Genomic DNA, 24,455 nt, shown 5'->3' with positions numbered 1-24,455 from the left:
CCGCCGTGACCATCCGCGCGACCACCGCCGCCGGCGACATCACCGCCCGCAGCCTCTGACCACCGCCGCACGGCCGACCGGACCGTGGGAGGTGCGCGCAGCCGCACCTCCCACGGCGCCACGGCCGCGGACAGTACCCGGCACGCTCCGACACGAGACGAGGAAACGACCATGAGTGAATCCCTGCGCACCGCCGAGAACGCCACCGGACAGGACCGTCCCGACCTGCAGAAGGCCGTCGAGGACTTCGTCGACGCCGGGTTCGCCGGGGTGCAGATGCGCGTCCACGACGAGCGGGGTGCGTGGGCCGGCACCGCCGGAGTGCGCAAGCTCGGCGAGGCGGCGGCGCCGCCGCCGGACGGACGGTTCTGGATCGGCAGCACCACCAAGACCTTCGTCGCGACCCTGGTGCTGCAGCTGGTCGCCGACCGGGCGATCGGGCTGGACGACCCGGTGGCCGACCACCTGCCCGAGCTCGGGCTGGACGGGCGGATCACCGTGCGGATGCTGCTCCGGCACACCAGCGGGCTGGCCAGCTACACCGGCGACCTCGACCCCGACGGGACCTTCGTGCCGGGCATCCCGGCGGCGGGCAAGCCGTGGGTGGACGACCGGTTCCACAGCTACCGGCCGGAGGAACTCGTCCGGTTCGCCCTCGCGAAGCCGGCCCGGTTCGAGCCCGGGGCCGACCAGAGCTACTCCAACACCAACTACACCCTCGCCGTGCTGCTGATCGAGAAGGCCGCCGGCCGGTCGTACGCCGAGCAGATGCGGCTGCGGATCCTGCAGCCGCTCGGGCTCCGGGACACCGCGGTGCCCGGGGACTCGCCGGAGCTGCCCGCACCGCACGCCCACGGCTACTACCGCTACCAGGACGGCGACCAGTGGAAGGTCGTCGACGTCACCCGCCAGAACCTCACCCTCCTGACCGGGGCCGGCGACATGATCTCCACCACCCGGGACCTCCACACCTTCTTCTCCTCACTGCTGGGCGGCGCGCTCCTGCCCGCCCCGCTGCTGGCCGAGATGCGCACCCCGCACGGCATGCTCGGCTACGGCCTCGGCCTGTTCGTGCAGGACCTCGGCCCGGACGGCGGCACCGTCGTCCACCACAACGGCGGCGCCCCCGGCGGCTACGGCGCACTGATGATCGCCAGCCCCGACGGCAGCCGGACCCTCACCGCGGGGCTGACCACCGGCGACGCCGACGTCGACCCGGCACGGGCGTTCCCCGAGGCGCTGGACCGGCTCATCAGGGCCGTGTTCGGCAACGGCCGGACCACGGGCTGACGACGCCGAACCGGATCCGGCCCGGGTGGCGGGGTCGGCAGGGTCGGGCCGGGCCTAGGGGTGCCGTTCGGGGTGCCGTTCATCCCTGCCATGTCAGGCCGTTCATCTGTCAGAATCGACCGGCCGGCAACCAGGGACGAGGAGGGCCGCGTGGGCGGTGACGAGGTGCGGTCGAGGATTCCGCAGCTGCGGCTGGACGAGCTGCTGGAGGAACTCCAGGCCCGGATCGACGCCGCCCGGGGTACCCGGGACCGGGTGCACAGCCTGCTGGAGGCCGTGCTGTCGGTGGGCCGGGAGCTGGACCTGACCCAGGTGCTGCGCCGGATCGTCGAGGCCGCCGCCTTGCTGGTGGACGCCCGCTACGCTGCACTCGGTGTGATCGGCCCCGACGGCGAGACGCTGTCGCAGTTCCTCACGGTGGGACTGTCGGAGGAGGAGATCGCCCGGATCGGCCCCTACCCGACCGGCAAGGGGCTGCTCGGCGAGCTGATCCGCCGTCCCGAGGCGCTGCGCCTGCGCGACCTGTCGGAGCACCCGGCGTCCTTCGGCTGTCCCGCGCACCACCCGGTGATGCGGACCTTCCTCGGGGTGCCGGTGCGGGTGCGCGACGAGGTGTTCGGCAACCTCTACCTCACGGACAAGCGCGGCGGGGAGGAGTTCGACGCCGACGACGAGTCGGTGATCGCGACCCTCGCCGTGGCGGCGGGCGTGGCGATCGACAACGCCCGGCTCTATGAGGAGGCGCAGCGCCAGCAGCGCTGGCTGAGCGCGAGCGCGGAGATCACCCGCACGCTGCTGTCGGGGAGCTCCCGGTCCGAGGTGGTCGGGCTGATCGCCCAGCGCGCGCGGGAGATCACCGGCGCCGAGCTGGCGGACGTCTCGGTGCCGGTGGCGGGGACCGGATCGCTGCGGGTGGAGCTGGCGCTGGGCGGCGACGGTGCCGCACGGCTCGGCCTCGTCGTCCCGGCGGAGGGCACGCTCTCGGGCGCGGCCGTCGCGAAGGCCGAGCCGGTGACCAGCCCCGACCTCGCCAACGACCCGCGGCTGTCCGCCGGCCCGCGGCGCTTCCAGGGACTCGGCGCGGCGGTGGCCGTTCCGCTGGGCCGGGCCGGCAGCGAGAGCGAGGGCGTGCTGCTGCTCGCCCGGCGGCCCGGCGAACCGCCCTTCACCGAGCGGGAGATCGGCCCGCTGCTGGGCTTCGCCGACCAGGCCGCGCTGGCCCTGGAGCTGGGGGAGCGGCGCCGGGACGCCGAACAGCTGGCGATGCTGGAGGACCGCGACCGGATCGCCCGGGACCTGCACGACCTGGCGATCCAGCGGCTGTTCGCCACCGGCATGACGCTGCAGAGCGCCGCCCGGCTGATCGACCACGCCGGGGCGTCCGACCGGGTGCTCCGGGCGGTCGGCGACCTGGACGAGACCATCAAGATCATCCGGTCGACCATCTTCGGCCTGCGGGCCCGGGAGGACGAGGCCGGGCGCGGGCTGCGGGCCCGGGTGGTCCGGGCGGTCGAAGAGGCGCAGGCCACCCTCGGATTCGCGCCCCGGCTGAGCATGGAGGGCCTGCTCGACACCGACGTCCCGGGGGAGGTCGCCGACCACGTGGTGGCGGTGCTGGCCGAGGCCCTGAGCAACGCCGCCCGGCACGCCCGGGCAGACCGGGTGGAGGTGTCGCTCCGCGCCACCGGCCAGCAGGTGGTGCTCGCCGTGCTGGACGACGGCGTCGGCATCCCCGAGCAGGGACGGCGCAGCGGCCTGCGGAACATGGCCGAACGCGCCGAGGGCCTCGGCGGGCTGCTCGAACTGTCGAGCCCGGCGGACGGCGGGACCCGGCTCGTCTGGTCGGCCCCGCTGGGACGCTGAGCCCACCGGTCCGATGCTCGCCGGCGGGAGCGGCCACCGGTGTCGTGTCAGGGCGGAAGGGGCGTCACGTCGGCGAGGAGGCGTCCGGTCACCAGTTCGGAGCGGATGCGGACGGTGACCCGGTCGGCGGGCCAGGGGTGCGACCCGGCCACGGCCCCGGGGCCGGTCACCTCGGCCCTGCCGAGGATGGTGACGCTCCAGCCACTGCCGTCCGCCTCGCTCACCTGGTCGGCCTGGAAGGCGACCAGCGCGTCCGCCACGGCCCGGAGGAACTCCGACCCGGCGGGGGCGGGCACGAGCACGCTGCCGTCGAGCCGGTACCTGACCGGCAGGACGGCGGGCAGTGCGCCGACGGTGTAGACGACGCGCCCGATCGACGACGTGGCCAGGAGACGCAGGGAGTGCCACTCGCCCAGCGGTGCGGTGTCAGGGGTCATGACACCGATGGTCGCCCGGGACCGCCGCGCGGGGCAGGGGCCTTCGGCCCCGGTCGGACGGCCGGGCGGCCCGCCGCCGGGCCCGGTCGTCAGCGGCCGGTCCGCCCGGCCGCCCGGTCGTGGGAGGCCAGGGCCTGGGTGGCGATGACGGCGGCCTGGACGCGGCGCTCGACGCCGAGCTTGGCCAGCAGCCGGGAGATGTGGTTCTTGACGGTCTTCTCCGCCAGGTAGAGGCGCTCGCCGATCTGCCGGTTGGTGAGCCCCTCGCCGATCAGCGCGAGGATCTCCCGCTCCCGGTCCGTGAGAGCGGGCATGTCGGAGGCCGGCGGGGCGGTGTCGCCGCGCAGGCGGGCCATCAGGCGGGTGGTGGCACCGGGGTCGAGCATGGACTGGCCGGCGGCGACCGTGCGGACGGCCGAGACCAGGTCGGTGCCGGTGATCTGCTTGAGGACGTAGCCGGAGGCGCCGGCCATGATCGAGTCCAGCAGCGCCTCCTCGTCGTCGAAGGAGGTCAGGATGAGGCACGCCAGCTCCGGCATCTTCGAGCGCAGTTCGCGGCAGACGGTCACGCCGTCGCCGTCGGGCAGCCGCATGTCCAGGACCGCGACGTCGGGGCGCAGCGCCGGCACGCGGGCCAGGGCCTGTTCGACGCTGGCGGCCTCGCCGATGACCGTGAGGTCGGGCTCGGAGTCCAGCAGGTCGTGCACGCCGCGCCGGACGACCTCGTGGTCGTCGAGGAGGAACACCGTGATCGGGGTGCCCGCCTGGGCCTCCGTACTGCCCGTCATCGCGTCTCCGTAACTCTCGGACCCGCCGTCGGGGCAGCGGGTGGGACCGTCGGCAGTGTGCCGGGGGCTCCCGGAGGACACCGGGGCCGGGCGGCCCCGGCAACCCCGGCAACGGACCCCATTATGCGCCCCGGTGACGGCGTGTCCGGGCGGCCCTGCCCGGGGAGGTGCCCGCTCGGACGTGACGGGTGTCGCCGGCCCCCCCGGTGGCGCCGAGCCGTGCGGGTGCGGGCTGATCGCTCCGGGCTGCAGGGCACCGGCAGGACACGGAAACGCCGAACCGGGAACAGCGATCGGGCCGTTCCCGGTTCCTGCCGGAACCGCCGCCGGCCGCGCTCCGCGGTGCGGCCGGCGGACGAGGCGGCGCGGCTCAGGCGAGCGCGGTCCGCAGGGCCGCGAGCACGGTCGCCGGCTCGGCCAGAGCGTGGTGCACCGGTGGCACCGGCAGGTCGAGTCCCAGCAGCTGGTGGACGGCGTGCATGGCGCCGCGCACCGAGTACTCGACGGTGAAGACGACGTCCTCCGGAATCTCGACGTACTGGCCGAGGAAGGCGAAGTTCCGTGCGCCGTGCGGGATCACCCTGGGCCGGTCGTGCGTCGAGCGGCGGGCGAACTGGCTGGTGATGTAGGGCATCATCACGGAGGTGATGGTGGTGGAGGCGCGCACCTCCTCCGCGATGTCGTCGAAGCCCAGCTGGCCGAGCAGTTCGGTGAGGATCTCCCGCCCGGTGCATGCGGCCATGGGCTTGCCGGTGAAGTCACCGGGAGCGTCCATGAACAGGCCGTACCCCCACAGGGTGAACACGCCCTCGGGCTGGCCGTCGAAGTGCGGCTGGCGGGGGACGACGATCGACATCAGCCACGGCGAGTCCTTGAAGGTCATCAGCGCACCGGTGCCCGGGGCGTTGCCGCTGTATTCCTCGATCCGCTTGAGCAGGGCGGGGCTGCGCATGGTGAGGGTGAACGACTCCCATGCGGCCTCGGCGACGCTGCCGTTGAAGACCGACGGCCGGCCGAAGTCGGGCGCCTTCAGGGCCAGCGTCTCCCACAGCGTCCAGCTGCCGTCGCGCTTGTCGCGGACGAGCTCCGGGACGGTGTCGTCCCCGCCGAAGGAGGCGTCGGCGGTCATCGAACCGAGCGTGATGAACGCCAGGTCCAGCTCGGCGAGCTCGACGGTCTCCGGGCCGCTCGCCCGCCGCAGGTGGAGGCGCCCGGCGCGGCGGATGCCGTCCCTCTCGGTGAAGTCGACGTCGGTGACGGTCACGCCCTGCTCGATCCGCACGCCGCGCTCCAGCAGCCACTTGGTGAGCGGCCGCACGACGGAGTCGTACTGGTTGAACCGGGTGCGACGGACGCCCGCCAGGGTGTGGATGCGCGGGAACTCCTGGAGGAAGCGCAGGAAGTAGCGCTTGAGCTCGATTGCGCTGTGCCAGTTCTGGAAGGCGAAGGTCGTCCGCCACATCGCCCAGAAGTTGGTGGCGAAGAAGTGTTCGGAGAAGAACTCGTCGATCCGCCGGGCGCCGATCGCCGACTCGGGTGTGACCAGCAGGCGGGCCAGTTCCAGCCGGTCGCGGGCGTCGAGGCCGAGCCGCGACGCGTCGACGATCCGGTGGTCGCGGTCGATCAGCCGGGCTCTGGCGTCCGTCGGCACCGCCCGGTTGAAGTCGGCGACCTCCTGGCGGACGGAGACGTTCGGATCGTCCAGGGTCGGGATCGATTCCAGGAGGTTCCACAGGCACGTGTACGCCTCGTCCTCCAGCATCCGCCCGCCGCGGGTCACGTACGCCCCGTCCGGCGCCTTCCGCCCGTCGAGCGAGCCGCCGGCGAGGGGCATCTGCTCCAGGATGCGGATGTTCTCACCGGGGACGCCGCCGTCCCGGATCAGGAAGGCTGCTGCTGCCAGGGCGGCGATCCCGCCGCCGACCAGATACGCCTTGGTGGTGCGTCCGCTGTCGATCATGCCTCGTCCCGGTCGTCGTGGAGTGCGCCTGCGCCGTCGGCAGGCGCCGTCCAGCCTGGTCGCTGCGCGACCGCCGCCGGCAGGGCCCTGCAGTCCCTCCGCGGGGGCCGCAGGTCCCGGTCGGGCGCGGCAGATCCGGGCCGGTGGGCCCTGTGATCGAGCGGTTGCACCGGGTGATGATGGGTGCGGGTCGCCCGCTCGACGGGGCCGCCCCCGGGCTCGGCCCGGAACGGAGGGGGGCGAGAGGAGACGATTCACCGTGGACCTTCCCGTCACCGTCGGCGTCGACGGATCCGAGGCCGGGACGGCGGCCGCCGACTGGGCCGCCCGTGAGGCGTTGCTGCGCGACCGGTCGCTGCGCGTCCTGCACGCCCTCCCGCTGATGCCCCATCTGCTCCCCGCCGGGGCCGTGGCCGTCCGACCGACGGGCGACCTGCTGCACGAGGTGGCCCACGTCCTGGCGGTACGTCACCCGGGGCTGCGGCTGCGCACCGAGCAGGCCCACGACACCGCCGCCCCGGCGCTCCTCGCGGCGGGCGAGGACGCGGACCTCCTGGTGCTCGGGGCGAGGGGGAGCGGCGGCTTCCCGGACCTGCGGGTCGGCTCGACCGCGCTGCAGGTCGTCGCCCGGACGGGCTGCCCCACGGTGGTGCTGCCGGTGGAGGCCGCCGGGTCGCATCCCCGCGAGTTCGTGGTGGTCGGGGTGGACGCGCGGCGCCCCGCGGACGCCGCCCTCGGCTTCGCCTTCGCGGCCGCCCACCGGTACGGCCTGCCGCTGCGGGCCGTCCACGCCGGGGCCGCACGCCCGGCCGGCTCCGGAGGTGAGGCCCGGCTGCTGGCCGCGGCCCTGGAGCCGTGGAAGGCACTCAACCCCGACGTCGAGGTGCTGGAGGACGTCGACAGCGGGGGGCCGGCCGGGGTGCTGGTGGACGTGTCCGCCAAGGCGCGGTTGATGGTGCTGGGGCGCCGGCCCGTCGGCTCCGTGATCCCGCTCGGCCCGGTCGTCCATGCCGTTCTGCACCACGCCGCCTGCCCCGTGGCGGTCGTGCCCGGGTCGTGAGCGCGAGCGCGCGGACTCCCACCCGGGCGGACCGGCGGACCAACGGCCCTGCGGCCGGCTGCCGAGAAGGGACCTTCGGCCCGAAGACCCGGTCCCCATCGGCGCATCCCCGGCCCGTGCCGCGCGCAGGAAGCTTCTCGTCGAGAGCCGGGCACGACCCCGCCGGCCGCCGCTCTCCGGACGATCCCCGGACGATCCCACTGAAAGGTGGTCCCGCCATGACCCGCCGCCCGCACACCGTGCAGCCGCCCGCTCCGGGCGATGCCGAGCAAGCCGTCGACACGCTCGTGGCCGAAGCCCTGACGGCCCTTCGGGAGTACGCGGACTTCACCCAGGAGCAGATCGACCACATCGTCAAGAAGGCGTCCCTGGCCGCCCTGGCCGAGCACACCGGACTCGCGGTGCTGGCGGTGGAGGAGACCGGGCGCGGGCTGTTCGAGGACAAGGCGGTGAAGAACGTCTTCGCCTGCGAGAACGTCACCCATGTGATGGCCCGGACGAGGACGGTCGGGGTGGTGCGCCGCGACGACATCGACGGCATCGTGGAGATCGCCGAACCGGTCGGCGTCGTTGCGGGCGTGACCCCGGTGACCAACCCCACCTCGACCACGATCTTCAAGAGCCTGCTGGCCCTGAAGACCCGCAATCCGATCGTGTTCGCCTTCCACCCGGCCGCGCAGCGCTGCTCCGCCGAGGCGGCGCGGATCGTGCGCGACGCCGCGGTGGCGGCCGGGGCGCCCGAGCACTGCATCCAGTGGATCGAGGAGCCGTCGATGGCGGCCACCCAGGCGCTGATGAACCATCCGGACGTCGCCACGATCCTGGCCACCGGCGGCAACGCGATGGTGCGCGCCGCCTACTCGTGCGGCAAGCCGGCCCTCGGCGTCGGCGCGGGCAACGTCCCCGCGTACGTGGAGAAGAGCGCCGACCTGAAGCGGGCGGTCAACGACATCGTGCTGTCCAAGACCTTCGACAACGGGATGATCTGCGCCTCGGAGCAGGCGGTCGTCCTCGACGCGGAGATCCGCGACGCCGCACTCGCCGAGTTCCGCACGCTGAAGGCGCACCACGCGAGTGCCGAGGAGAAGGCCCTGCTGGAGCGCCACCTGTTCGGCTCCGCGGACGGCACCTCCTGCGCCGGGGAGCGGCTGAACCCCGGGGTGGTGGGCCGCTCGGCGGCGCAGATCGCCGAGGCGGCGGGGTTCGAGGTGCCGGCGGACACCTCGGTGATCCTGGTGGACGTCGAGCGGGTGGGGCCGTTCGAGCCGCTGACCCGGGAGAAGCTGTGCCCCGTGCTGGCGGTGCTGACCGCGGGATCGCGCCGTGAGGGCGTCGAACTCTCGGCCGCCATGGTGGAGTTCAACGGGCTCGGGCACACGGCGGCGGTGCACACCGAGGACGCAGCGTTCGTCGAGGAGTTCGGGCACGCGGTGAAGGCCTGCCGGATCATCTGGAACGCGCCCAGCTCGCAGGGCGGCATCGGCGACGTCTACAACGCCTTCACCCCCTCGCTGACGCTCGGCTGCGGCAGCTACGGGCACAACTCGGTGTCGGGCAACGTGTCGGCGCTCAACCTCCTCAACATCAAGCGGATCGGCCGGCGGAACACCAACATGCAGTGGTTCAAGGTCCCGCCGAAGATCTACTTCGAGCGCAACTCGATCACGTACCTGGCGAGCATGCCGAACGCCCGCCGGATCGTCGTCGTCACGGACCGGACGATGGTCGAGATCGGCCACCTGGAGCGGATCAGGGGCGTCCTCGACCGCCGCAGCGAGCCCGTCGAGGTGCGGGTGGTCGACTTCGTCGAGCCCAACCCCAGCATCGACACCGTCCGCAGGGGCGCCGAGCTCATGCGGGACTTCCGGCCCGACACGATCGTCGCGCTCGGCGGCGGGTCGCCGATGGACGCCGCCAAGGTGATGTGGCTGATGTACGAGCACCCGGAGGTCGAGTTCGCCGACCTGAAGGAGAAGTTCTTCGACATCCGCAAGCGCGCCTTCACCTTCCCCGACCTGGGGGAGAAGGCGAAGCTGGTGTGCATCCCCACCACCTCGGGCACCGGCTCCGAGGTCACCCCGTTCGCGGTGATCACCGACACCGCCACCGGCCAGAAGTACCCGCTGGCGGACTACGCGCTCACCCCGAGCGTCGCGATCGTCGACCCGGCGCTCACCACCCGGCTGCCCAAGGACGTCACCGCGGACTCCGGCTTCGACGCCCTCACCCACTGCATCGAGACCTATGTGTCGGTCTACGCCAACGACTTCACCGACGGCCTGGCGTTGCAGGGCATCCGGCTGATCTTCGAGCACCTGGAGCGGGCGGTGTCCGACGGGCCGAGCGACACGGTGGCTCGCGAGAAGATGCACAACGCCGGCACCATCGCCGGCATGGCCTTCGGCTCCGCCTTCCTCGGCGTGGTGCACGCCATGGCGCACACCCTGGGCGCCACCTTCCACATCGCGCACGGGCGGACCAACGCCCTGCTGCTGCCGCACGTGATCCGGTACAACGGCGCCGCGCCCGGCAAGGTCACCAGCTGGCCCAAGTACCGCAGCTACGCGGCGCCGGAGCGGTACCGGGCCGTCGCCGAGGCGCTCGGCCTGCCCGCCGCCACGCCGGAGCAGGGCGTGGAGTCGCTCGCCGCCGCGGTCGAGGAACTGCGCGACAGGGTCGGCATCCCGCGGTCCTTCAAGGAGGCCGGCGTGGACGAGGCGGCGTTCCTGGCTGCGCTGCCCCGGCAGGCGATGAACGCCTACGAGGACCAGTGCGCCCCGGCCAACCCGCGGCTGCCGATGCTCGCCGACATGCAGCAGCTGATGACCCAGGCCTACTACGGCACCCGGGGCTGAGCGCCGACGGCCCGAGCAGCACGACCGTTCCGACGACAACACGACGGGAGCAGCGACCATGACGGTCCGGCAGACGGAGACGGCCACCCGCGGAGCCTGGGACGGCTTCCGGGGCGGCCTGTGGCGAGACGCGATCGACGTCCGCGACTTCATCCAGCACAACTACACCCCCTACGAGGGCGATGCGGCCTTCCTGGCCGGCCCGACCGAGCGGACCCTGGCGGTGTGGAAGCGGATCACCGACCGCTTCCCCGAGGAGCGCGCCAAGGGCGTGTACGACGTCGCGTACGACGTCCCGTCCGGCATCACCGCGCACGCACCCGGATACATCGACCAGGAGCGGGAGTTGATCGTCGGCCTGCAGACCGACGCCCCGCTGAAGCGGGCGATCATGCCGAACGGCGGCTGGCGGATGGTGGCGGGCGCCCTGCGCACCTACGGCTACCCGGTGTCGCCGGAGCTGGAGAAGGTCTTCACCGCCTACCGCAAGACCCACAACGACGGCGTCTTCGACGCCTACACCCCCGAGATCCTGGCCGCCCGCAAGGCCGGTGTCATCACCGGCCTGCCGGACGCCTACGGCCGCGGCCGGATCATCGGCGACTACCGCCGGGTCGCGCTGTACGGCGTGGACCGGCTGACCGAGGCCAAGCGGGCCGAGAAGGCCGGACTCGACGCCGCCCCCCGCGACCCCGGCGCGCTGGAGGAGACGATCCGCGAACGCGAGGAACTCGCCGAGCAGATCAGGGCACTGGGCGAGCTCAAGCGGATGGCGGCGTCCTACGGACATGACGTCTCCGGCCCGGCCACCACCGCCCGCGAGGCCGTCCAGTGGCTGTACTTCGCCTACCTCGCGGCCGTGAAGGAGCAGAACGGCGCCGCGATGTCGCTCGGCCGCACCGCCACCTTCCTCGACGTCTACCTGGAGCGCGACCTCGCGGCCGGGCTGCTCACCGAGGAGCAGGCCCAGGAGCTCGTCGACGACTTCGTCGTCAAGCTGCGGATCGTCCGCTTCCTGCGCACCCCCGAGTACGACGAGCTGTTCTCCGGCGACCCGACGTGGGTCACCGAGTCGATCGGCGGCATCGGCGAGGACGGCCGGCCGCTGGTCACCCGCACCTCCTTCCGGTACCTGCAGACCCTCTACAACCTGGGCCCGGCGCCGGAGCCGAACATGACCGTCCTCTGGTCGCCCGAACTGCCGCAGGGCTTCAAGGAGTTCTGCGCCAAGGTGTCGATCGACACCTCCAGCGTGCAGTACGAGTCGGACGAGCTGATGCGGCCCCGCTTCGGCGACGACACCGCGATCGCCTGCTGCGTCTCGGCGATGGCGGTCGGCAGGCAGATGCAGTTCTTCGGCGCCCGGGTGAACCTCGCCAAGACCCTCCTCTACGCGATCAACGGCGGCCGGGACGAGGTGTCGGGGGCGCAGGTCGGCCCGCGGACGGGCGCCGTCACCTCCGAGGTTCTCGACTACGAGGAGGTGCTCGCCCGGTTCGACGAGCAGCTGGAGTGGCTCGCCGAGACGTACGTGCACGCGCTCGACGTCATCCACTACATGCACGACAAGTACGCCTACGAGCGCCTGGAGATGGCCCTGCACGACCGGGCGGTGCGGCGCACCATGGCCTGCGGCATCGCCGGCCTCGCGGTGGCCGCGGACTCGCTCTCCGCCGTCAAGTACGCGACGGTGCGGCCGGTCCGCGACGGGACCGGGCTCGCGGTGGACTACGTCGTCGAGGGCGACTACCCCGCGTACGGCAACAACGACGACCGGGCGGACTCCATCGCCGTGTGGCTGGTCGAGGAGTTCATGCGCAAGGTGCGCAAGCACCCGACGTACCGGAAGGCGGAGCACACCCAGTCGGTGCTGACCATCACCTCCAACGTGGTGTATGGCAAGAAGACCGGGGCCACCCCGGACGGCCGCCGGGCCGGCGAGCCCTTCTCGCCGGGCGCCAACCCGATGAACGGCCGGGACCGCCACGGATACGTCGCCAGCGCCCTGTCGGTGGCCAAACTGCCGTACGCGCAGGCCGAGGACGGCATCTCGCTGACCAGCACCGTCACCCCCGACGCGCTCGGCCGCACCGAGCAGGAGCGGGTGCGCAACCTCGTCGGCGTGCTGGACGGCTACACCGCCTGCGGCGGCTTCCACATGAACGTCAACGTCCTCGACCGCGACACCCTGCTGGACGCGATGGCCCACCCGGAGAAGTACCCGCAGCTGACCATCCGGGTCAGCGGTTACGCGGTCAACTTCGTCCGGCTCACCCGCGAACAGCAGCTCGACGTGGTCAACCGCACCTTCCACGGCTCGCTGTAGCAGCGGCCCGCCGCACCCTGGGAGCCTGCCATGTCCGAAACCCCCGTTCCCGTGAGGACGCCGGGCCGACCCGGGTCCGCCGCCACACCCGCCGCCGCCACACCCGCCGCCGCCGTCACCCGCCGCGAGCCGGGCGGGATGTTCCACTCCTGGGACCTGTCCACCGGCGTCGACGGGCCCGGCACCCGCTTCGTGGCCTTCCTCGCCGGATGCCCGCTGCGCTGCCAGTACTGCCACAACCCCGACACCCGGTACATGCGGGACGGGCGGCGCGTCCTCGCGGACGAGGTCGTCGGGGAGGCCGCCAAGTACGGCGACTTCATCGCCGCCTCCGGCGGCGGCGCCACCGTCAGCGGCGGCGAGCCGCTGCTGCAGTCGGTCTTCACCGGGGAACTCCTGCACCGCTTCAAGCACGAACTCGGCCTGCACACCGCACTGGACACCTCCGGCTACCTCGGCTCCCGGGCCACCGACGCGCTGCTCTCCGACACCGACCTCGTCCTGCTGGACATCAAGTCGTGGGACCGCTCGCTCTACCGCCGGCTGACCGCCCGCGAGTTGGGGCCGACGCTGACCTTCGCCCGCCGGCTGGCCGACCTCGGCAAGGAGGTGTGGGTGCGCTTCGTCCTCGTCCCCGGGCTGACCGACCGCCCGGAGAACGTCGAGGGCGTGGCCGCCTTCACCGCCTCGCTGGGCAACGTCTCGCGGGTCGACGTGCTGCCCTTCCACCGGCTCGGCGCGGAGAAGTGGCGCGCACTCGGCCTGGAGTTCACGCTCGCCGACACGCCCGTGCCCACCGCCGGGCAGACCGCCGCCGCCCGCGCGGTGTTCGCCGCCCACGGCCTGCACGCCGTCTGACGCCCCGCCGCCGCGTCGTGACCGGTCACGAGTCCGAGGCGCAACGTCCGGTACGGGCTGAAGGTCCCGGCAGGGCGGGCCCGCACGGCCCTCACGAACGGCGCTCGGAGAAGCGATGGTTGAGGAGAAGTCGGTCGGACACGAGAGGGAGACACGGCGATGAGTGTGCAGACCGGAGCGGACCGGCGGATCGTGGTCGGCGTCGACGGGTCACCGGCCTCGGTCGACGCCCTGCGGTGGGCCGTCGGGCAGGCCCGTGCGCAGGGGGCCGTGGTCGAGGCGCTGACCGCGTGGGAGTACCCGGCGCCCACCGGCTGGACCGTCCCCGTGACGGTCGATCAGGACCTCGCGGGGATGGCCCGCAAGACGCTCGACGAGAGCATCGCCGCGGCGGCCGGCGCGGTCGAATCGGTCGAGGTCCGGGCCGTCGTGGCGCAGGGCGGCGCCGTGCAGTGCCTGCTCGACGCGGCCCGGGGCGCCGAGCTCCTCGTGGTCGGAAGCCGCGGTCTCGGCGGGTTCACCGGCGCGCTGCTGGGCTCGGTCAGCCAGCACTGCGTGCAGCACGCGCCGTGCCCCGTGGTCGTGATGCGCCACCCGAAGAACTGACCGGACCGAACGGCCGGACCGAACGGCCGGAACGAACGACCGGAACGAACGACCGGAACGATGCGGCGGCCGCCCGGGCCGCCCGGACCAGAAAGGAACAGAGCCCCATGCGACACCGCCTGGTGGGAGAGCTGATGACCTCCGCCGTCGTCCACGTACGGCCCGACACCGGCTTCAAGGAGATCGTCCGGCTGCTGGCCGAGCACGACATCACCTCCGTGCCCGTGCTCGACGACGAGGACCGGCCGATCGGTGTGGTCTCGGAGGCCGACCTGCTGCTCAACGAAGCCGCCCGGGAGGACCCCGCAGGACTGATGCTCATCCCGCGGCTGGAGCCCCGTGAGCACGCCCGCAGCCGGGCCACCACCGCCGAGGGCCTGATGACCGCGCCGGCGGTGTGCGCCCGGCCCGAGTGGACGGTGGTCGAGGCCGCCCGGCTGATGCAGAGCAAGGCACTCAAGCGGCTCGCGGTCGTCGACGAGGCAGGACGGCTCGTGGGCATCGTCAGCCGCAGTGACCTGCTGCGCGTCTTCCTCCGCCACGACCGGGCGATCCGCGAGGAGATCCGGTGCGACGTCCTGCGCCGCACGCTGGACATCGACCCCGACACCCTGGACGTCCGGGTGCGCGACGGCCTCGTCACCCTGACCGGCACCGTCGACCACCGCGGCCAGGTGCCGGTGGTGGAGCGGCTGTGCCGCGGCGTGGACGGCGTCGTCGGCGTGAACAGTCTCCTCGATCACCGGCGGGCGGAGACCGGCGTCCTGGGCCCGACCCGCTGACCTGCCCGGCACGGAGAGGTGACGACCGTCCGTCGGCGAACGGCTCGCGGCCCCGGCATCCGACCGGTCGTCGACTCGGTTGCCGTGATCGCCCGCCCCGGCAGGTCGACCCCGGGCGTGTGGTGAGTACGCCGCCGCGCCCCTACCGACACACGGCCCGCGCGGGAGCGAGAGGCGAACCCGCCGGGCCGCGTGCCGTGCCGTCTCCGCCGAGAGGCGGGTGGTGCACCGGTCCGAGACCGCCGGTCATCGTCGGATGCACGGCACCCGACGGGGCCGGCGGTCACATCGTTTCGGACGGCCGCCCGTGAGGCGGGGCGCTCCCCGGGTGGTGGGTCTACCCGACGTCATCGGTCGAGACCTTCTCGTAGTTCGCCAGGGCCAGGCCGAGGGCGAAGAACGTCGGTGCCCACTCGCCGACGAAGATGCCCCAGCGGTCGGCCCGTTCGACTCCGGCCTGTTCCGCCTTCATCGAGATGCCCCAGCTGAGCAGTGACAGACCGATCGACGCGAACGCGGCCGTGTAGGCGTGCTCACTGGTCAGGCCGGCCTCGTGAAGTTTCCGAACGACAGACATGATCTGCTCCTTTCGCGACGTTCTCGCCTCCCACCATCGGAGGTTCCCCCGTGGGGCCGTACTCGCAGCGGTCCTGCACCGAGTCGTGGCGGAGCCTTCGTGCCCGGCGGGTCCGCACCCCGGACGTGTCGGCCCGACGTCCTGGCGCGTCGGGCCGCGGCGGTGGCACATGCTGCCGGGCGTCAGGGAACCGCCGTGTAGGCCCGGGCCAGAGACTCCGCCATGGCCTCGACGGAGTAGCTACGGCGAACGGTCCGCATGGCGCGCGCGGCCAGGGCGTCCAGCTCCGTCTGCGGCGTGGCGCACACCGACAGCAGCCCGGCCCCCAGGGCCGTACCCGAGCCGGTGTCCAGCAGGAAGCCGTTGACCCCGTCCCTGATGTAGTGCGGCACCCCGCCGCGTTCCGGCCCCGCCGCGGCGAGCCCGGCGTCCATGGCCTCCAGTACCGCCAGACCGAACTCCTCCTTGGCACTCGGGCACACGTACACGGCCGAGCCGGCCCGCCCCTCCGCGAGCGCCCGTTCCAGGATGCGCACCTGCCGGTTGGGGAGTGCGGGCCACAGCGCGATCCGCCGCCGGCCGAGCGGCTGCCCGGCGAGGAGCTTGGCGATGGCGTCGCGCACACCGGCCTCCACGGCCGTGGCACGGCCCGGTGATCCGCCGACGAGCAGGAGCGTCGTCGACCGGTACAGGCCGGTGTCCAGCCACGCCTCGACGAGCCGGTCCTGCTGTTTGACGGGGTGCAGGCGCCCCACGCACAGCATCAGCCGAAGACCCCGGTCCTCCGGGTCGAGTCCGTCCGGCCGCCCGCCGCCGGAGAACAGCCGGGTGGTCATCGCATCCGCGAGCCCGGCGTCGCCGGGCCGGGGAACGAAAGGCGGGATCCCTTCCGGGACTTCGACACGGCGGGACTCCGTGGCGGGGGACAGCTGCGGGAAGTGCGTGTCGAGGTCACCGGTGCCGGGCCGCGAGGGGATGGTGACGAGAAGACCGGCCCGGGCGACCAGCCGGTCCGCGACGAAGACGCGGTGGAGGTCGGCGCGGAGCGCCCGGGCCGTCTCGGTCTCCGCGTGCAGGGGAAGGCCGGCGTGGCGCTCTGCCATCGTGCGGTGCGGATCGGGGGTCACGGTGAACGCCGGACGGGCGCCGCAGCGGCGGGCCGCGTCGGCCACCGCCAGCGACCCGTCGTCCGCGAACCGTACGTGGACGATCCGTGGTCGCGCGCCCGGCAGCGCGAGCAGGCACGCCGCCCACCACGAGACCGCGGGCCGGTGCTCCGCCATGGCCGCCGGGTCGGGCGAACCGTCGCCGTCCACCGGGATCCCGACCTGCCAGTGTTCGGGGCCCAGGGGCGACACCAGACCGGAGGCCCGGTCGCGCAGCGCGGTCCGGCCGGCGGTGACCAGGGTCAGAACCCGCGAGATGCGGCCGGTGGCGGTGAGCGCGTCGCCCAGCGCCGAGAGCAGCACGCTCATCCCGCCGCTCATCCCCACGCCCGGCTCGCCCAGACTGCCGAGCAGCATCGACTGTGCCACCACAGGGCCGCCCGGGGGAGTGGCCGGTAGCCGGCGGACCGCGTCGCGGAACGCGGCGGCCTGCGGTGCCGAAGGGTCCTGCCGGTGCCAGGCCGCCGCCCACAGCAGGTTCTCGTAGACGTCGCCGCCACGGGGCGGGACGGCGTCGAGGAGGGCACCGCCGTGCGGAACACCCGACAGGTAGCGCAGCGCGGCATGCCGAACCCGCCGGTCACCGGCGGTCCACCGTGCGACCTCGCCGGCCCGCAGGGGCTGCAGCCCGTGCGTGTCCGCCAGGTCGAGGAGGAAGGCCGCCTCCTCGTACGGCGGCCGTGCGAGCAGACGGGTCCGCAACTCCCGCGTCGCCGCCCGCGCGTCCGTCGGCGGGTGCGCCGCCCATGCCTCGGAGAGGGCCGTCCGCACGTCCGTGCCGTGGCGGGCCGCGGCCGGGGGGAGCGGCACGGCCGCCCCGCCGGGCCGCCTCGCCGACCTCCCCCCGGGCCCCCCCCCCCCCCCCCCCCGCGCCCGCCGCCGCCAGGTCGGCAGCCGGAAGGCCCGTCGGATCGGGGGCCGACCGGGCCGCCCGGCCGTACTCGGCCGCAGCCAGCGCGCCCAGCAGATCCCGGGCGGCGCCGGGCGGCGGCCCACCCGCCCAGAAGTGGTGACGCCACGCCCGCAGTTCGTCGTCCCGGCCCGGCACCTGCACGTCGGTGCCGGAGGACCGCAGAGAATCCGTTCGGTTCCGCATACACCCCTGCCTCTCGTGGATGGGGGCAAGCCAGGGGCCGGTTCGGCGCGCTCCGCGCATCGGATTGGCCGTGTCCCGCCACCGCGGCTGCGGCCCGCGGCCTGGCATCATCGGAGGCACCCGGCGGTGACCGAGGAGGGACACGTCATGCATGTCGTCGTCATCAGCCCGCCGTTCGCCTCGCACGCGGCACCGCTGGCAGCGCTGGGCGCCGCACTGGGGGCCGCGGGCGCCCGCGTCGACCTGGCGTCCACCAGCGCGTTCGCCCCGCTCGCCGCCCGGGCCGGCATCGGCTTCACCGAACTCGCCGTGACCCGCAACGCCAACCACGGTGTCGCCGAACGGACCCGCCAGGACCCGGCCGAGGCGGCACGGCTCCGCGAGTTCCTGGCCGCGACGTCCCGGGGAGCCGCAGAGACCCTGCTCACCCAGGCCACCCACCGCAGGGCCGACCTCCTCGCCGAACCCGACCGCGTGCTCGCGGACGTCCGCGCCCTGCACCGGCGACTGCAGCCCGACTGGTACCTCGTCGACCAACTCGCCTACCCGGCGACGCTGGCCCTGCACTGCCTCGGTCTGCCGTACGCCACGTTCTGTCCCGGCCACCCCACCTACATCCCGGCCGGGCCGGACGCCTACTTCGGCGTGCCCTACGCGTGGCCGGACACCGTCCGTCCCACCGCCGAAGCCCTGGAGAGGCTGACCCGCGCCGCCGCGGACAACGACCGCGCCTTCACCGCCGCCTTCCACCGGGTCGTCGACCGCCATGCCCCGCACCGGCCCCGGCCCGACCGTGCCTTCGCCCTCAGCTCCCCGCGCACCGTCGTCTACAACTACCCCGAACTCCCCTGGCTGCCGGCTCCCTCGACCGGGGCCGCCGCCCTGCGGTGCGGACACTGCACCCAGCCGCCACCGCCCCTGGCCGCGCCGTGGACCGGCGTCGCAGACCGCCTCACCGCCGGCGGCCGACCGCTCGTCCTCCTGGCCCTCGGCACCTTCCTGTCGGCCCGTCACGACGTTCTGGCAACCGTCGCGGACGGGGTGCTGCGGCGCACCTCCGCCGCCCTGGTCGTCGCGGCGGGCGACAGGGTGGACGAGGTCTCCTCGGCACTGGCCGCGGCCGGTGCAGCGGCCGACCGGTTCCACGTCGCGGACCGGATCCCGCAGCAGGCCCTGCTGACGCGTGCGTCCGCCATGGTCCACCACGCCGGCAACAACTCGTTCACCGAATGCCTTGCCGCAGGCGTGCCCGCCCTCGCCCTCCCGTTCTCCAGCGACCAGTTCGCCATCGCCCACGACCTCGAACGCGCCGGCCTCGGCCTGAGCCTCGACCCGAACGCCCTGACCGCGGACACCGCGGGCCGCGCCGTCGAACACCTCCTCACCGGTGACCGGAGCGCCAACGAAGCCGTACGCGCGGCAGTCCTCCGCCGCGGACCCGACTGGGCTGCCGAGCACCTGCTCCGGCTCATGCGCTGATCCGGGGCCCGTCCGGGCACCGGGTCACCACGGCCGGCCGGTGAACCACGGCCGGCCCGCGGCGGGCCCGCTGCCGTCGGCCGCACGGCGCGGATCCCGGCGTGCTCCCGAACGACCGGCCGGGCGCCGAGCGTCGTCACATCACTCGCCCGGGTGAGTTCCGAGGTTCCACCAATCCCCGGCCGCACCGGTGCCGAAGGGCTCGTGTGACAGGTGACCGCGGCATCCACCGGGCACCGGCGAAGGCCGGCCGTGCCCGCGGTGCCGCACACCGCACGCACTCCCGTCCGGCCGGCAGCGGTGCTGCGTCCGGCCCATCCCCCTTCATGAGGAGCACCTCCGTGTCCACCGTATCCCGCAGCAGGTCCTTCGCCGTCCTCCTTGCCGCCGGCGCCCTCGCGCTCGGACTCAGCGCCTGTGGCAGCAGCGGGAGTTCCAGCAGCAACGCCGCATCCGCCGGCACCCCTTCGGCGGCGGCGCCGTCGGTGACGCCCTCCTCCGCCCCGAGCACCACCATGGCCTCACAGCCCTTCGGCGCCGCCTGCGCGGCGGTCCCGAAGGACGGCGCGGGCTCCTTCGCGGGCATGGCCCAGGACCCGGTGGCCACCGCCGCCTCCCACAACCCGCTGCTGTCCACCCTGGTCACGGCCGTCACCAAGGCGGGCCTGGCCGACACCCTCAACTCGGCCCAGAACATCACCGTCTTCGCACCCACCAACGACGCCTTCGCCAAGGTTCCGAAGGCGGACCTGGAGGCGCTCCTGGCCGACAAGGACAAGCTGACGAAGGTCCTCACCTACCACGTCGTGCCCGAGAGGCTCGCCCCGGACGCGCTGCCCGGCGACCACAAGAGCCTCGAAGGAGGCACCGTGAACGCCACCGGTTCCGGAGAGGACTTCACCGCCAACGGCAACGCGAAGGTGCTGTGCGGCAACGTGCAGACCGCGAACGCCACCGTCTACATCGTCGACACCGTGCTCATGCCCACGTCCTGACCGCCCCGGACGCGCAGCCCCGGCCCCCGGGTGCTCCCGCCCGGGGCTGCGCCCCCGCCCCGTCGGCCCGAACAGGAGAAGAGCCCATGACCAGGCCCCCCGCCGAGCCGACGACCGGCGCGCTCGACCTCCTGCACGTCCCCGCCGACCCGCGAGCCGTGGTGGTCCTGCTGCACGGGGGCCGCGCCGACGCCCTCGCCGCCCCGACCCGCCTCAACCTGCCCGCGCGCCGCATGGACCTCTTCGCCGGGGCCTTGCGCCGTGGGCTGCCGGGTGACGTCGTGCTGATCGCCCGGGTCCGCTACCGCCACCGGGGCTGGAACGGCCCGGCGGCCCATCCGGTCCAGGACGCGCGCCGCGCCCTGGCCGGCCTGGCCGCCCTCGCGCCGGGTCTTCCGATCGCCCTGGTGGGGCACTCGATGGGCGGCCGGGCGGCGATCGCCGTCGCCGACTGCCCCGGTGTCCGAGGGGTGGTCGCGCTGGCACCCTGGTGCCCGCCGGGCGAGCCCGTCGCCCACCTGGCCGGAAGGAGCCTGGTGATCCTCCACGACGACCACGACCGGGTGACCTCGGCCGAGCAGTCCTGGGCCCTGGCCCGCCGGGCCGCCGCCGCCCGCGCACGCGTGGGAACGGTGGCCATGCCGCGCGGCGGCCACGCCATGCTGCGCGATGCCAGAGGCTGGCACCGGCTCACGGTCGACGCGGTCGCGGCCGTCCTCACCGGCGCGCCGCTCGTCCTGGCCTCCGCGACCCCGGTCGGCCCGGACGCCTCCTCCCGGCCGCCGTACCTGCAGAACTCGCACCATCCGGAGTAGGGCGCACCCGTGCCCACCCCCGCCCCGGAGGGACAGGTCACGGCCGCACGCCGTACGCTGCCGCCATGACCGGTGACCGAATGACCGTCCGCGCCGCCCTTGAGACGCTGCTCGCGGGCAACAGGCGTTTCACCGCCGGTTCCCCCGAGCACCCGAACCAGGACGCCGCACGACGCGCCGCCACGGCACCCGCCCAGAGCCCTTTCGCGGTGCTGTTCGGCTGCTCCGACTCCCGTCTCGCGGCAGAGATCATCTTCGACCGGGGGCTGGGTGACCTGTTCGTCGTCCGTACCGCCGGCCACGTGATGGGCCCGGAGGTGCTCGGCAGCATCGAGTACGGCGTCAGCGTGCTGGGCAGCCCGCTGGTCGTGGTGCTCGGGCACGACTCCTGCGGGGCGGTGGCCGCCACCCGTGCCGCCGTCCAGGACGGCACCACGGCCACCGGCTACGTGCGCGACGTGATCGAGCGGGTCACCCCGAGCGTCCTGGCCGCCCGGGCTGCCGGCCGCACCGAGGACGGCGACTTCATCGACACCCACATACACCACACCGTCGACCTGCTCGTCGAACGCTCCCGTACCCTCGCCGACGCCGTGGAGGCAGGCACTGTCGCCGTGGTCGGCCTGTCCTACCGGCTCGCCGACGGCACGGCCCGCGTCGTCACCGCTCGCGGCCTGGACACCGCCACGCTCGTCGCCGCCCGGCAGTAGGGCACCCCGGCGTCCCCGCGCACCGCCGGGACAGCCTGCGGGGGTCGCTGATCCCGGGACCCGCCGTGCGCCGGGGCCGCTCCGCCAGGGGTGACGGCCTGCTCCGCCGGTTCCGGCACCCGGGGCTCGGTCCTCCGGAGCCGTTCTGCCTCGTCCGTCCTGCGGCGTCGACCGGTCGGCGGTCGCCGCAGCGCGCCGCAGGACGGAGTGCGCGGCCCGGTTCCTGAGCGGCCTGCCGATGTCGGGCAAGCCGTGGAGGACCGGTGCGCAATCGCTGCGAGCGGAGGCGACGCGGAGGAGAGATGACGCTCGTCGTAGCCCGCCCAGGGAGGTGCATCGCCGTGACCCCGCGACTGACGGAGCGCGAGCTGCGCGACCTCGACCGGATCGAACGCCACCTGCGTCACACCGATCCGGCTCTCGACAGACTGCTCGGCCGGCAGCCCTCGGTCCGCCGCCTGGTACGGCGCCCGAGGGTCCTGGCGCTGACCGTCACCGTCCTGACACTCACCACTGCGGGTCTCGCGCTCTGTGCGGCTTCGGGCCTCACCGCGGCCGCAGTCCCGGCCGGGGCGGCGGCGGTCGGGCTGGCCGTCAGCTTCCGTAGGCTCTCCCGCCTGGCCCGCGGCTGAACCGCCTCGCGGCTGAGTCGTCAGGCGTCATGTCCGCCGGCTGCGCAAGGAGCTGTTTTCAAAGGACGCTCGGGTGGTCGATTGAGGGGCGCGTGGGGGCACCTATGTGGCATCCGTACGCCTTTGAAGACACGTCCAAGGCCCGTCGGCCCCCGGAGTGGCGACGAGGCCGTGGCCCGGCGGGGGTGCCGACCCGGGACCGGGACCGGCCCGACGTGCCGTCCGTGCCCGACGGAAACGGGGCCTTCGGAGGTGGTGCGACCGGTCGTCAGGTCCTTGCCGACCAGGGACGGTGGAGGTTCTCGTGAGGCTCGACGGGCTCCGATTGCTGGTGGCCGGTGCCACCGGCGTCCTCGGGGGCGGGATCGCCCTCGCAGCGGTGGAGGGCGGCGCGAGGGTGGTGCCGGCCGGGCGCGACCTGCAACGGCTCGCCGAGGTCGCCCGACGACTCGGCGGCCCGCCGGGTCTGGTCTTCGAGGCCTACGACCTGGACGCCTGCCGGGAACTCGCCCCGGCTGCGGCGGACCTGCTCGGCGGTCTGGACGCCGTCCTGGTGGCCTTCGGCGTCGTCGCGTTCGGCCGGGCCGAGGACATGCCGGCACCGGTCGAGGAGCACCTCATGGCGGTGAACGCCCTCGCACCCATGTCCGTTCTCGGCGGAGCCGTCCACGTGATCGGCCGGGAGGGTGCGATCGGGGCCCTGTCCGGGGTCGTGGTCGACCGCCCGACGCCGGACACCGCGGCCTACGGCGCCTCGAAGGCTGCGCTCTGCGGTTGGCTCTCCACCGTCCGCGTCGAGCAGCGGCGCAACGGGATCACGGTGCTCGACGCCCGCCTGCCGCACCTCGACACGGGTCTGGCGGACCGGGCGGTCACCGGGACCGCTCCCCGGCTGCCGCGCGGTGCGAGGACCGGGCCGTGGACGACGGCCGTCCTCGACGGTCTCGTCTCGGGCGCCGCTCTCCTCGTACCCGACCCCGCCACCGGCCGGGCGCGGCTCCTGATGCAGGAGCCGCGGCCGACCCGCACCGCAACGCCCCGGTAGTCCGTGGGTGGTATCCCCGCCCCGCCCGGCGGCAGCCGGCGGTGCTGCGGCGGATCAGTCGAGGGCGCCGTTGATCGTCGCCCGCGGGATGGCGATGTTCGGGACGTGGTAGGCCTCGAGGATCTTCTCGTAGGAGCCGTCGTCCATCAGGGACTGGAGGGCGGCCTGGACGGCCTCCTTGAGGCCGGGGGCCGACTTGGAGATGCCGATGCCGATGGGCGAGGCGCTGGTCGGACCGACGGCCTCCTTGCCGGCGACGGTGTCGAAGGCCGTGCCGTTGTCCGCCGTCCCGGCGACGAAGGCGGCGGTGACCTCGTCGAGGAAGTCGGCGGAGACCTTGCCCGAGCGCAGCGCGAGCTGGGCCTCGGAGTCCTTCGGGAACGCCAGGACGGTGATGGGCGGCTTGCCCTGCTGCTTGCACAGCTCCTGTCGCTGTTCGAGGATCTTCTGGTGGTTGGTGCCGGTCTGGACGGACACGCTCCTGCCGCAGACGTCCGTGACGACCTTGATGCCGTCCGGGTTGCCCTTGCGCACCAGCCATCCCGGACCCGCGTTGACGTAGTCGACGAAGTCGACCGCCTGCTGACGCTCCTTCTTGTCGGTCATCGCCGACATCACGGCGTCGAACTTGCCGGCCTGGACGGCCGGCAGCAGGCCGTCGAACTTCTGCCCGGTGAACTCGAACCTCACGCCCAGCCGGGCGCCGATGGCCTGGCCGAGGTCGTAGTCGATGCCGGTGATCTCCTTGCTGCCCTCGGAGACGTACATCTCGAACGGCGGGTAGGGCACGTCGGTCGCGACCCGCACCTTGCCGGCCTTGCGGACGGCCTCGGGGAGCTTGGCGGTGAGCTTCGCGTCCACCGGGATCGGAACGCCTTTGACGACCAACGGGGCTGACGATCCGGCGGCCGCCGGAGCGGCGTCGGAAGACGTGCCGGCGGAGCCCGAACAGGCGCTGAGCGACAGGGTGGAGGCGGCCAGCGCGACGGCGACCGCCGCGCGGCGGGGCAGGGGGAGGCGGAAGGGGGTCATGGGGCGCCCTCGGTCGAAGGAGAAGGAAGGGGAGGTGCGCCATCATCGGCGCGAATCAGACGTTACATCCATGCGTAGTGGCG

At 73.7% G+C, this 24,455-nt stretch carries 20 protein-coding genes; 14 read left to right on the top strand and 6 right to left on the bottom strand.

All coding sequences use genetic code 11. The features are described from left to right. Nucleotides 1-171: 171 nt before the first annotated feature. Complete coding sequence (locus tag ABD353_RS05635) at nucleotides 172-1,290, top strand: serine hydrolase domain-containing protein (RefSeq protein WP_344622351.1); 1,119 nt, start codon at nucleotides 172-174, stop codon at nucleotides 1,288-1,290. 90 nt (nucleotides 1,291-1,380) lie between these two features. Next, entirely contained in the window at nucleotides 1,381-3,153 is a 1,773-nt protein-coding gene (locus ABD353_RS05630; RefSeq protein ID WP_425555078.1) for a sensor histidine kinase, read from the top strand. Nucleotides 3,154-3,200: 47 nt separating this feature from the next. On the opposite strand, the gene ABD353_RS05625 is transcribed toward ABD353_RS05630, so the two are convergent. The 3 genes from ABD353_RS05625 to ABD353_RS05615 form a co-directional block, all read right to left on the bottom strand. Then, nucleotides 3,201-3,590, bottom strand: a complete 390-nt coding sequence (locus ABD353_RS05625) for a pyridoxamine 5'-phosphate oxidase family protein (protein ID WP_344622349.1) — start codon at nucleotides 3,588-3,590, stop codon at nucleotides 3,201-3,203. 89 nt (nucleotides 3,591-3,679) lie between these two features. Beyond that, nucleotides 3,680-4,378, bottom strand: a complete 699-nt coding sequence (locus ABD353_RS05620; RefSeq protein WP_344622348.1) for a response regulator — start codon at nucleotides 4,376-4,378, stop codon at nucleotides 3,680-3,682. Nucleotides 4,379-4,748: 370 nt separating this feature from the next. Further along, a complete protein-coding gene (locus ABD353_RS05615; protein WP_344622347.1) occupies nucleotides 4,749-6,338 on the bottom strand; it encodes an oleate hydratase in 1,590 nt (529 codons plus the stop codon). A 259-nt stretch (nucleotides 6,339-6,597) separates the two neighbouring features. On the opposite strand from ABD353_RS05615, the gene ABD353_RS05610 reads away from it, so the two are divergent. From ABD353_RS05610 to ABD353_RS05585, 6 genes are all read left to right on the top strand, one after another. Next, complete coding sequence (locus tag ABD353_RS05610) at nucleotides 6,598-7,398, top strand: universal stress protein (protein ID WP_344622346.1); 801 nt, start codon at nucleotides 6,598-6,600, stop codon at nucleotides 7,396-7,398. Nucleotides 7,399-7,616: 218 nt separating this feature from the next. Then, nucleotides 7,617-10,253 carry a bifunctional acetaldehyde-CoA/alcohol dehydrogenase gene (gene adhE, locus ABD353_RS05605; RefSeq protein ID WP_344622345.1) on the top strand — a complete coding sequence of 879 codons (2,637 nt, stop codon included), beginning with the start codon at nucleotides 7,617-7,619 and terminating at the stop codon, nucleotides 10,251-10,253. A gap of 58 nt (nucleotides 10,254-10,311) precedes the next feature. Next, complete coding sequence (pflB, locus tag ABD353_RS05600; RefSeq protein WP_344622344.1) at nucleotides 10,312-12,579, top strand: formate C-acetyltransferase; 2,268 nt, start codon at nucleotides 10,312-10,314, stop codon at nucleotides 12,577-12,579. A gap of 30 nt (nucleotides 12,580-12,609) precedes the next feature. Continuing rightward, nucleotides 12,610-13,437 (top strand): pyruvate formate-lyase-activating protein, encoded by an 828-nt coding sequence (gene pflA / locus ABD353_RS05595; RefSeq protein ID WP_344622343.1) that lies wholly within the window; start codon nucleotides 12,610-12,612, stop codon nucleotides 13,435-13,437. 159 nt (nucleotides 13,438-13,596) lie between these two features. After that, nucleotides 13,597-14,043, top strand: a complete 447-nt coding sequence (locus ABD353_RS05590; protein ID WP_344622342.1) for a universal stress protein — start codon at nucleotides 13,597-13,599, stop codon at nucleotides 14,041-14,043. A gap of 107 nt (nucleotides 14,044-14,150) precedes the next feature. Next, nucleotides 14,151-14,825 carry a CBS domain-containing protein gene (locus ABD353_RS05585; RefSeq protein ID WP_344622341.1) on the top strand — a complete coding sequence of 225 codons (675 nt, stop codon included), beginning with the start codon at nucleotides 14,151-14,153 and terminating at the stop codon, nucleotides 14,823-14,825. A 337-nt stretch (nucleotides 14,826-15,162) separates the two neighbouring features. Here ABD353_RS05585 and ABD353_RS05580 read toward each other — a convergent pair whose 3' ends face one another. Both ABD353_RS05580 and ABD353_RS05575 read right to left on the bottom strand, forming a co-directional pair. After that, on the bottom strand, nucleotides 15,163-15,402 hold the full coding sequence (locus tag ABD353_RS05580) for a hypothetical protein (protein WP_344622340.1): 240 nt from the start codon (nucleotides 15,400-15,402) through the stop codon (nucleotides 15,163-15,165). 182 nt (nucleotides 15,403-15,584) lie between these two features. Beyond that, nucleotides 15,585-17,378 carry a glycosyltransferase gene (locus ABD353_RS05575; RefSeq protein WP_344622339.1) on the bottom strand — a complete coding sequence of 598 codons (1,794 nt, stop codon included), beginning with the start codon at nucleotides 17,376-17,378 and terminating at the stop codon, nucleotides 15,585-15,587. A 433-nt stretch (nucleotides 17,379-17,811) separates the two neighbouring features. Here ABD353_RS05575 and ABD353_RS05570 point away from each other — a divergent pair, with 433 nt between their 5' ends. From ABD353_RS05570 to ABD353_RS05545, 6 genes are all read left to right on the top strand, one after another. Beyond that, entirely contained in the window at nucleotides 17,812-19,143 is a 1,332-nt protein-coding gene (locus tag ABD353_RS05570; protein WP_344622338.1) for a nucleotide disphospho-sugar-binding domain-containing protein, read from the top strand. Nucleotides 19,144-19,484: 341 nt separating this feature from the next. Beyond that, complete coding sequence (locus ABD353_RS05565) at nucleotides 19,485-20,138, top strand: fasciclin domain-containing protein (RefSeq protein ID WP_344622337.1); 654 nt, start codon at nucleotides 19,485-19,487, stop codon at nucleotides 20,136-20,138. Nucleotides 20,139-20,224: 86 nt separating this feature from the next. Then, nucleotides 20,225-20,953, top strand: a complete 729-nt coding sequence (locus ABD353_RS05560; RefSeq protein WP_344622336.1) for an alpha/beta fold hydrolase — start codon at nucleotides 20,225-20,227, stop codon at nucleotides 20,951-20,953. A 65-nt stretch (nucleotides 20,954-21,018) separates the two neighbouring features. Further along, complete coding sequence (locus tag ABD353_RS05555) at nucleotides 21,019-21,663, top strand: carbonic anhydrase (RefSeq protein WP_344622335.1); 645 nt, start codon at nucleotides 21,019-21,021, stop codon at nucleotides 21,661-21,663. A gap of 341 nt (nucleotides 21,664-22,004) precedes the next feature. After that, nucleotides 22,005-22,295, top strand: coding sequence for a DUF3040 domain-containing protein (locus ABD353_RS05550; RefSeq protein ID WP_344622334.1), 291 nt, complete (start codon nucleotides 22,005-22,007; stop codon nucleotides 22,293-22,295). A 304-nt stretch (nucleotides 22,296-22,599) separates the two neighbouring features. Beyond that, a complete protein-coding gene (locus tag ABD353_RS05545) occupies nucleotides 22,600-23,340 on the top strand; it encodes an SDR family NAD(P)-dependent oxidoreductase (RefSeq protein ID WP_344622333.1) in 741 nt (246 codons plus the stop codon). Nucleotides 23,341-23,394: 54 nt separating this feature from the next. Here ABD353_RS05545 and ABD353_RS05540 read toward each other — a convergent pair whose 3' ends face one another. Further along, nucleotides 23,395-24,372: an ABC transporter substrate-binding protein gene (locus ABD353_RS05540; RefSeq protein ID WP_344622332.1), complete on the bottom strand. Its 978-nt coding sequence runs from the start codon at nucleotides 24,370-24,372 to the stop codon at nucleotides 23,395-23,397. Nucleotides 24,373-24,455: the final 83 nt, after the last annotated feature.

It is taken from the genome of Kitasatospora arboriphila (genome assembly GCF_039528095.1).
GTDB classification, from domain to species: Bacteria; Actinomycetota; Actinomycetes; order Streptomycetales; family Streptomycetaceae; genus Kitasatospora; species Kitasatospora arboriphila.
The sequence above is the reverse complement of the archived record's forward strand: the minus strand, read 5'-3'. Positions and strand labels throughout refer to the sequence as shown.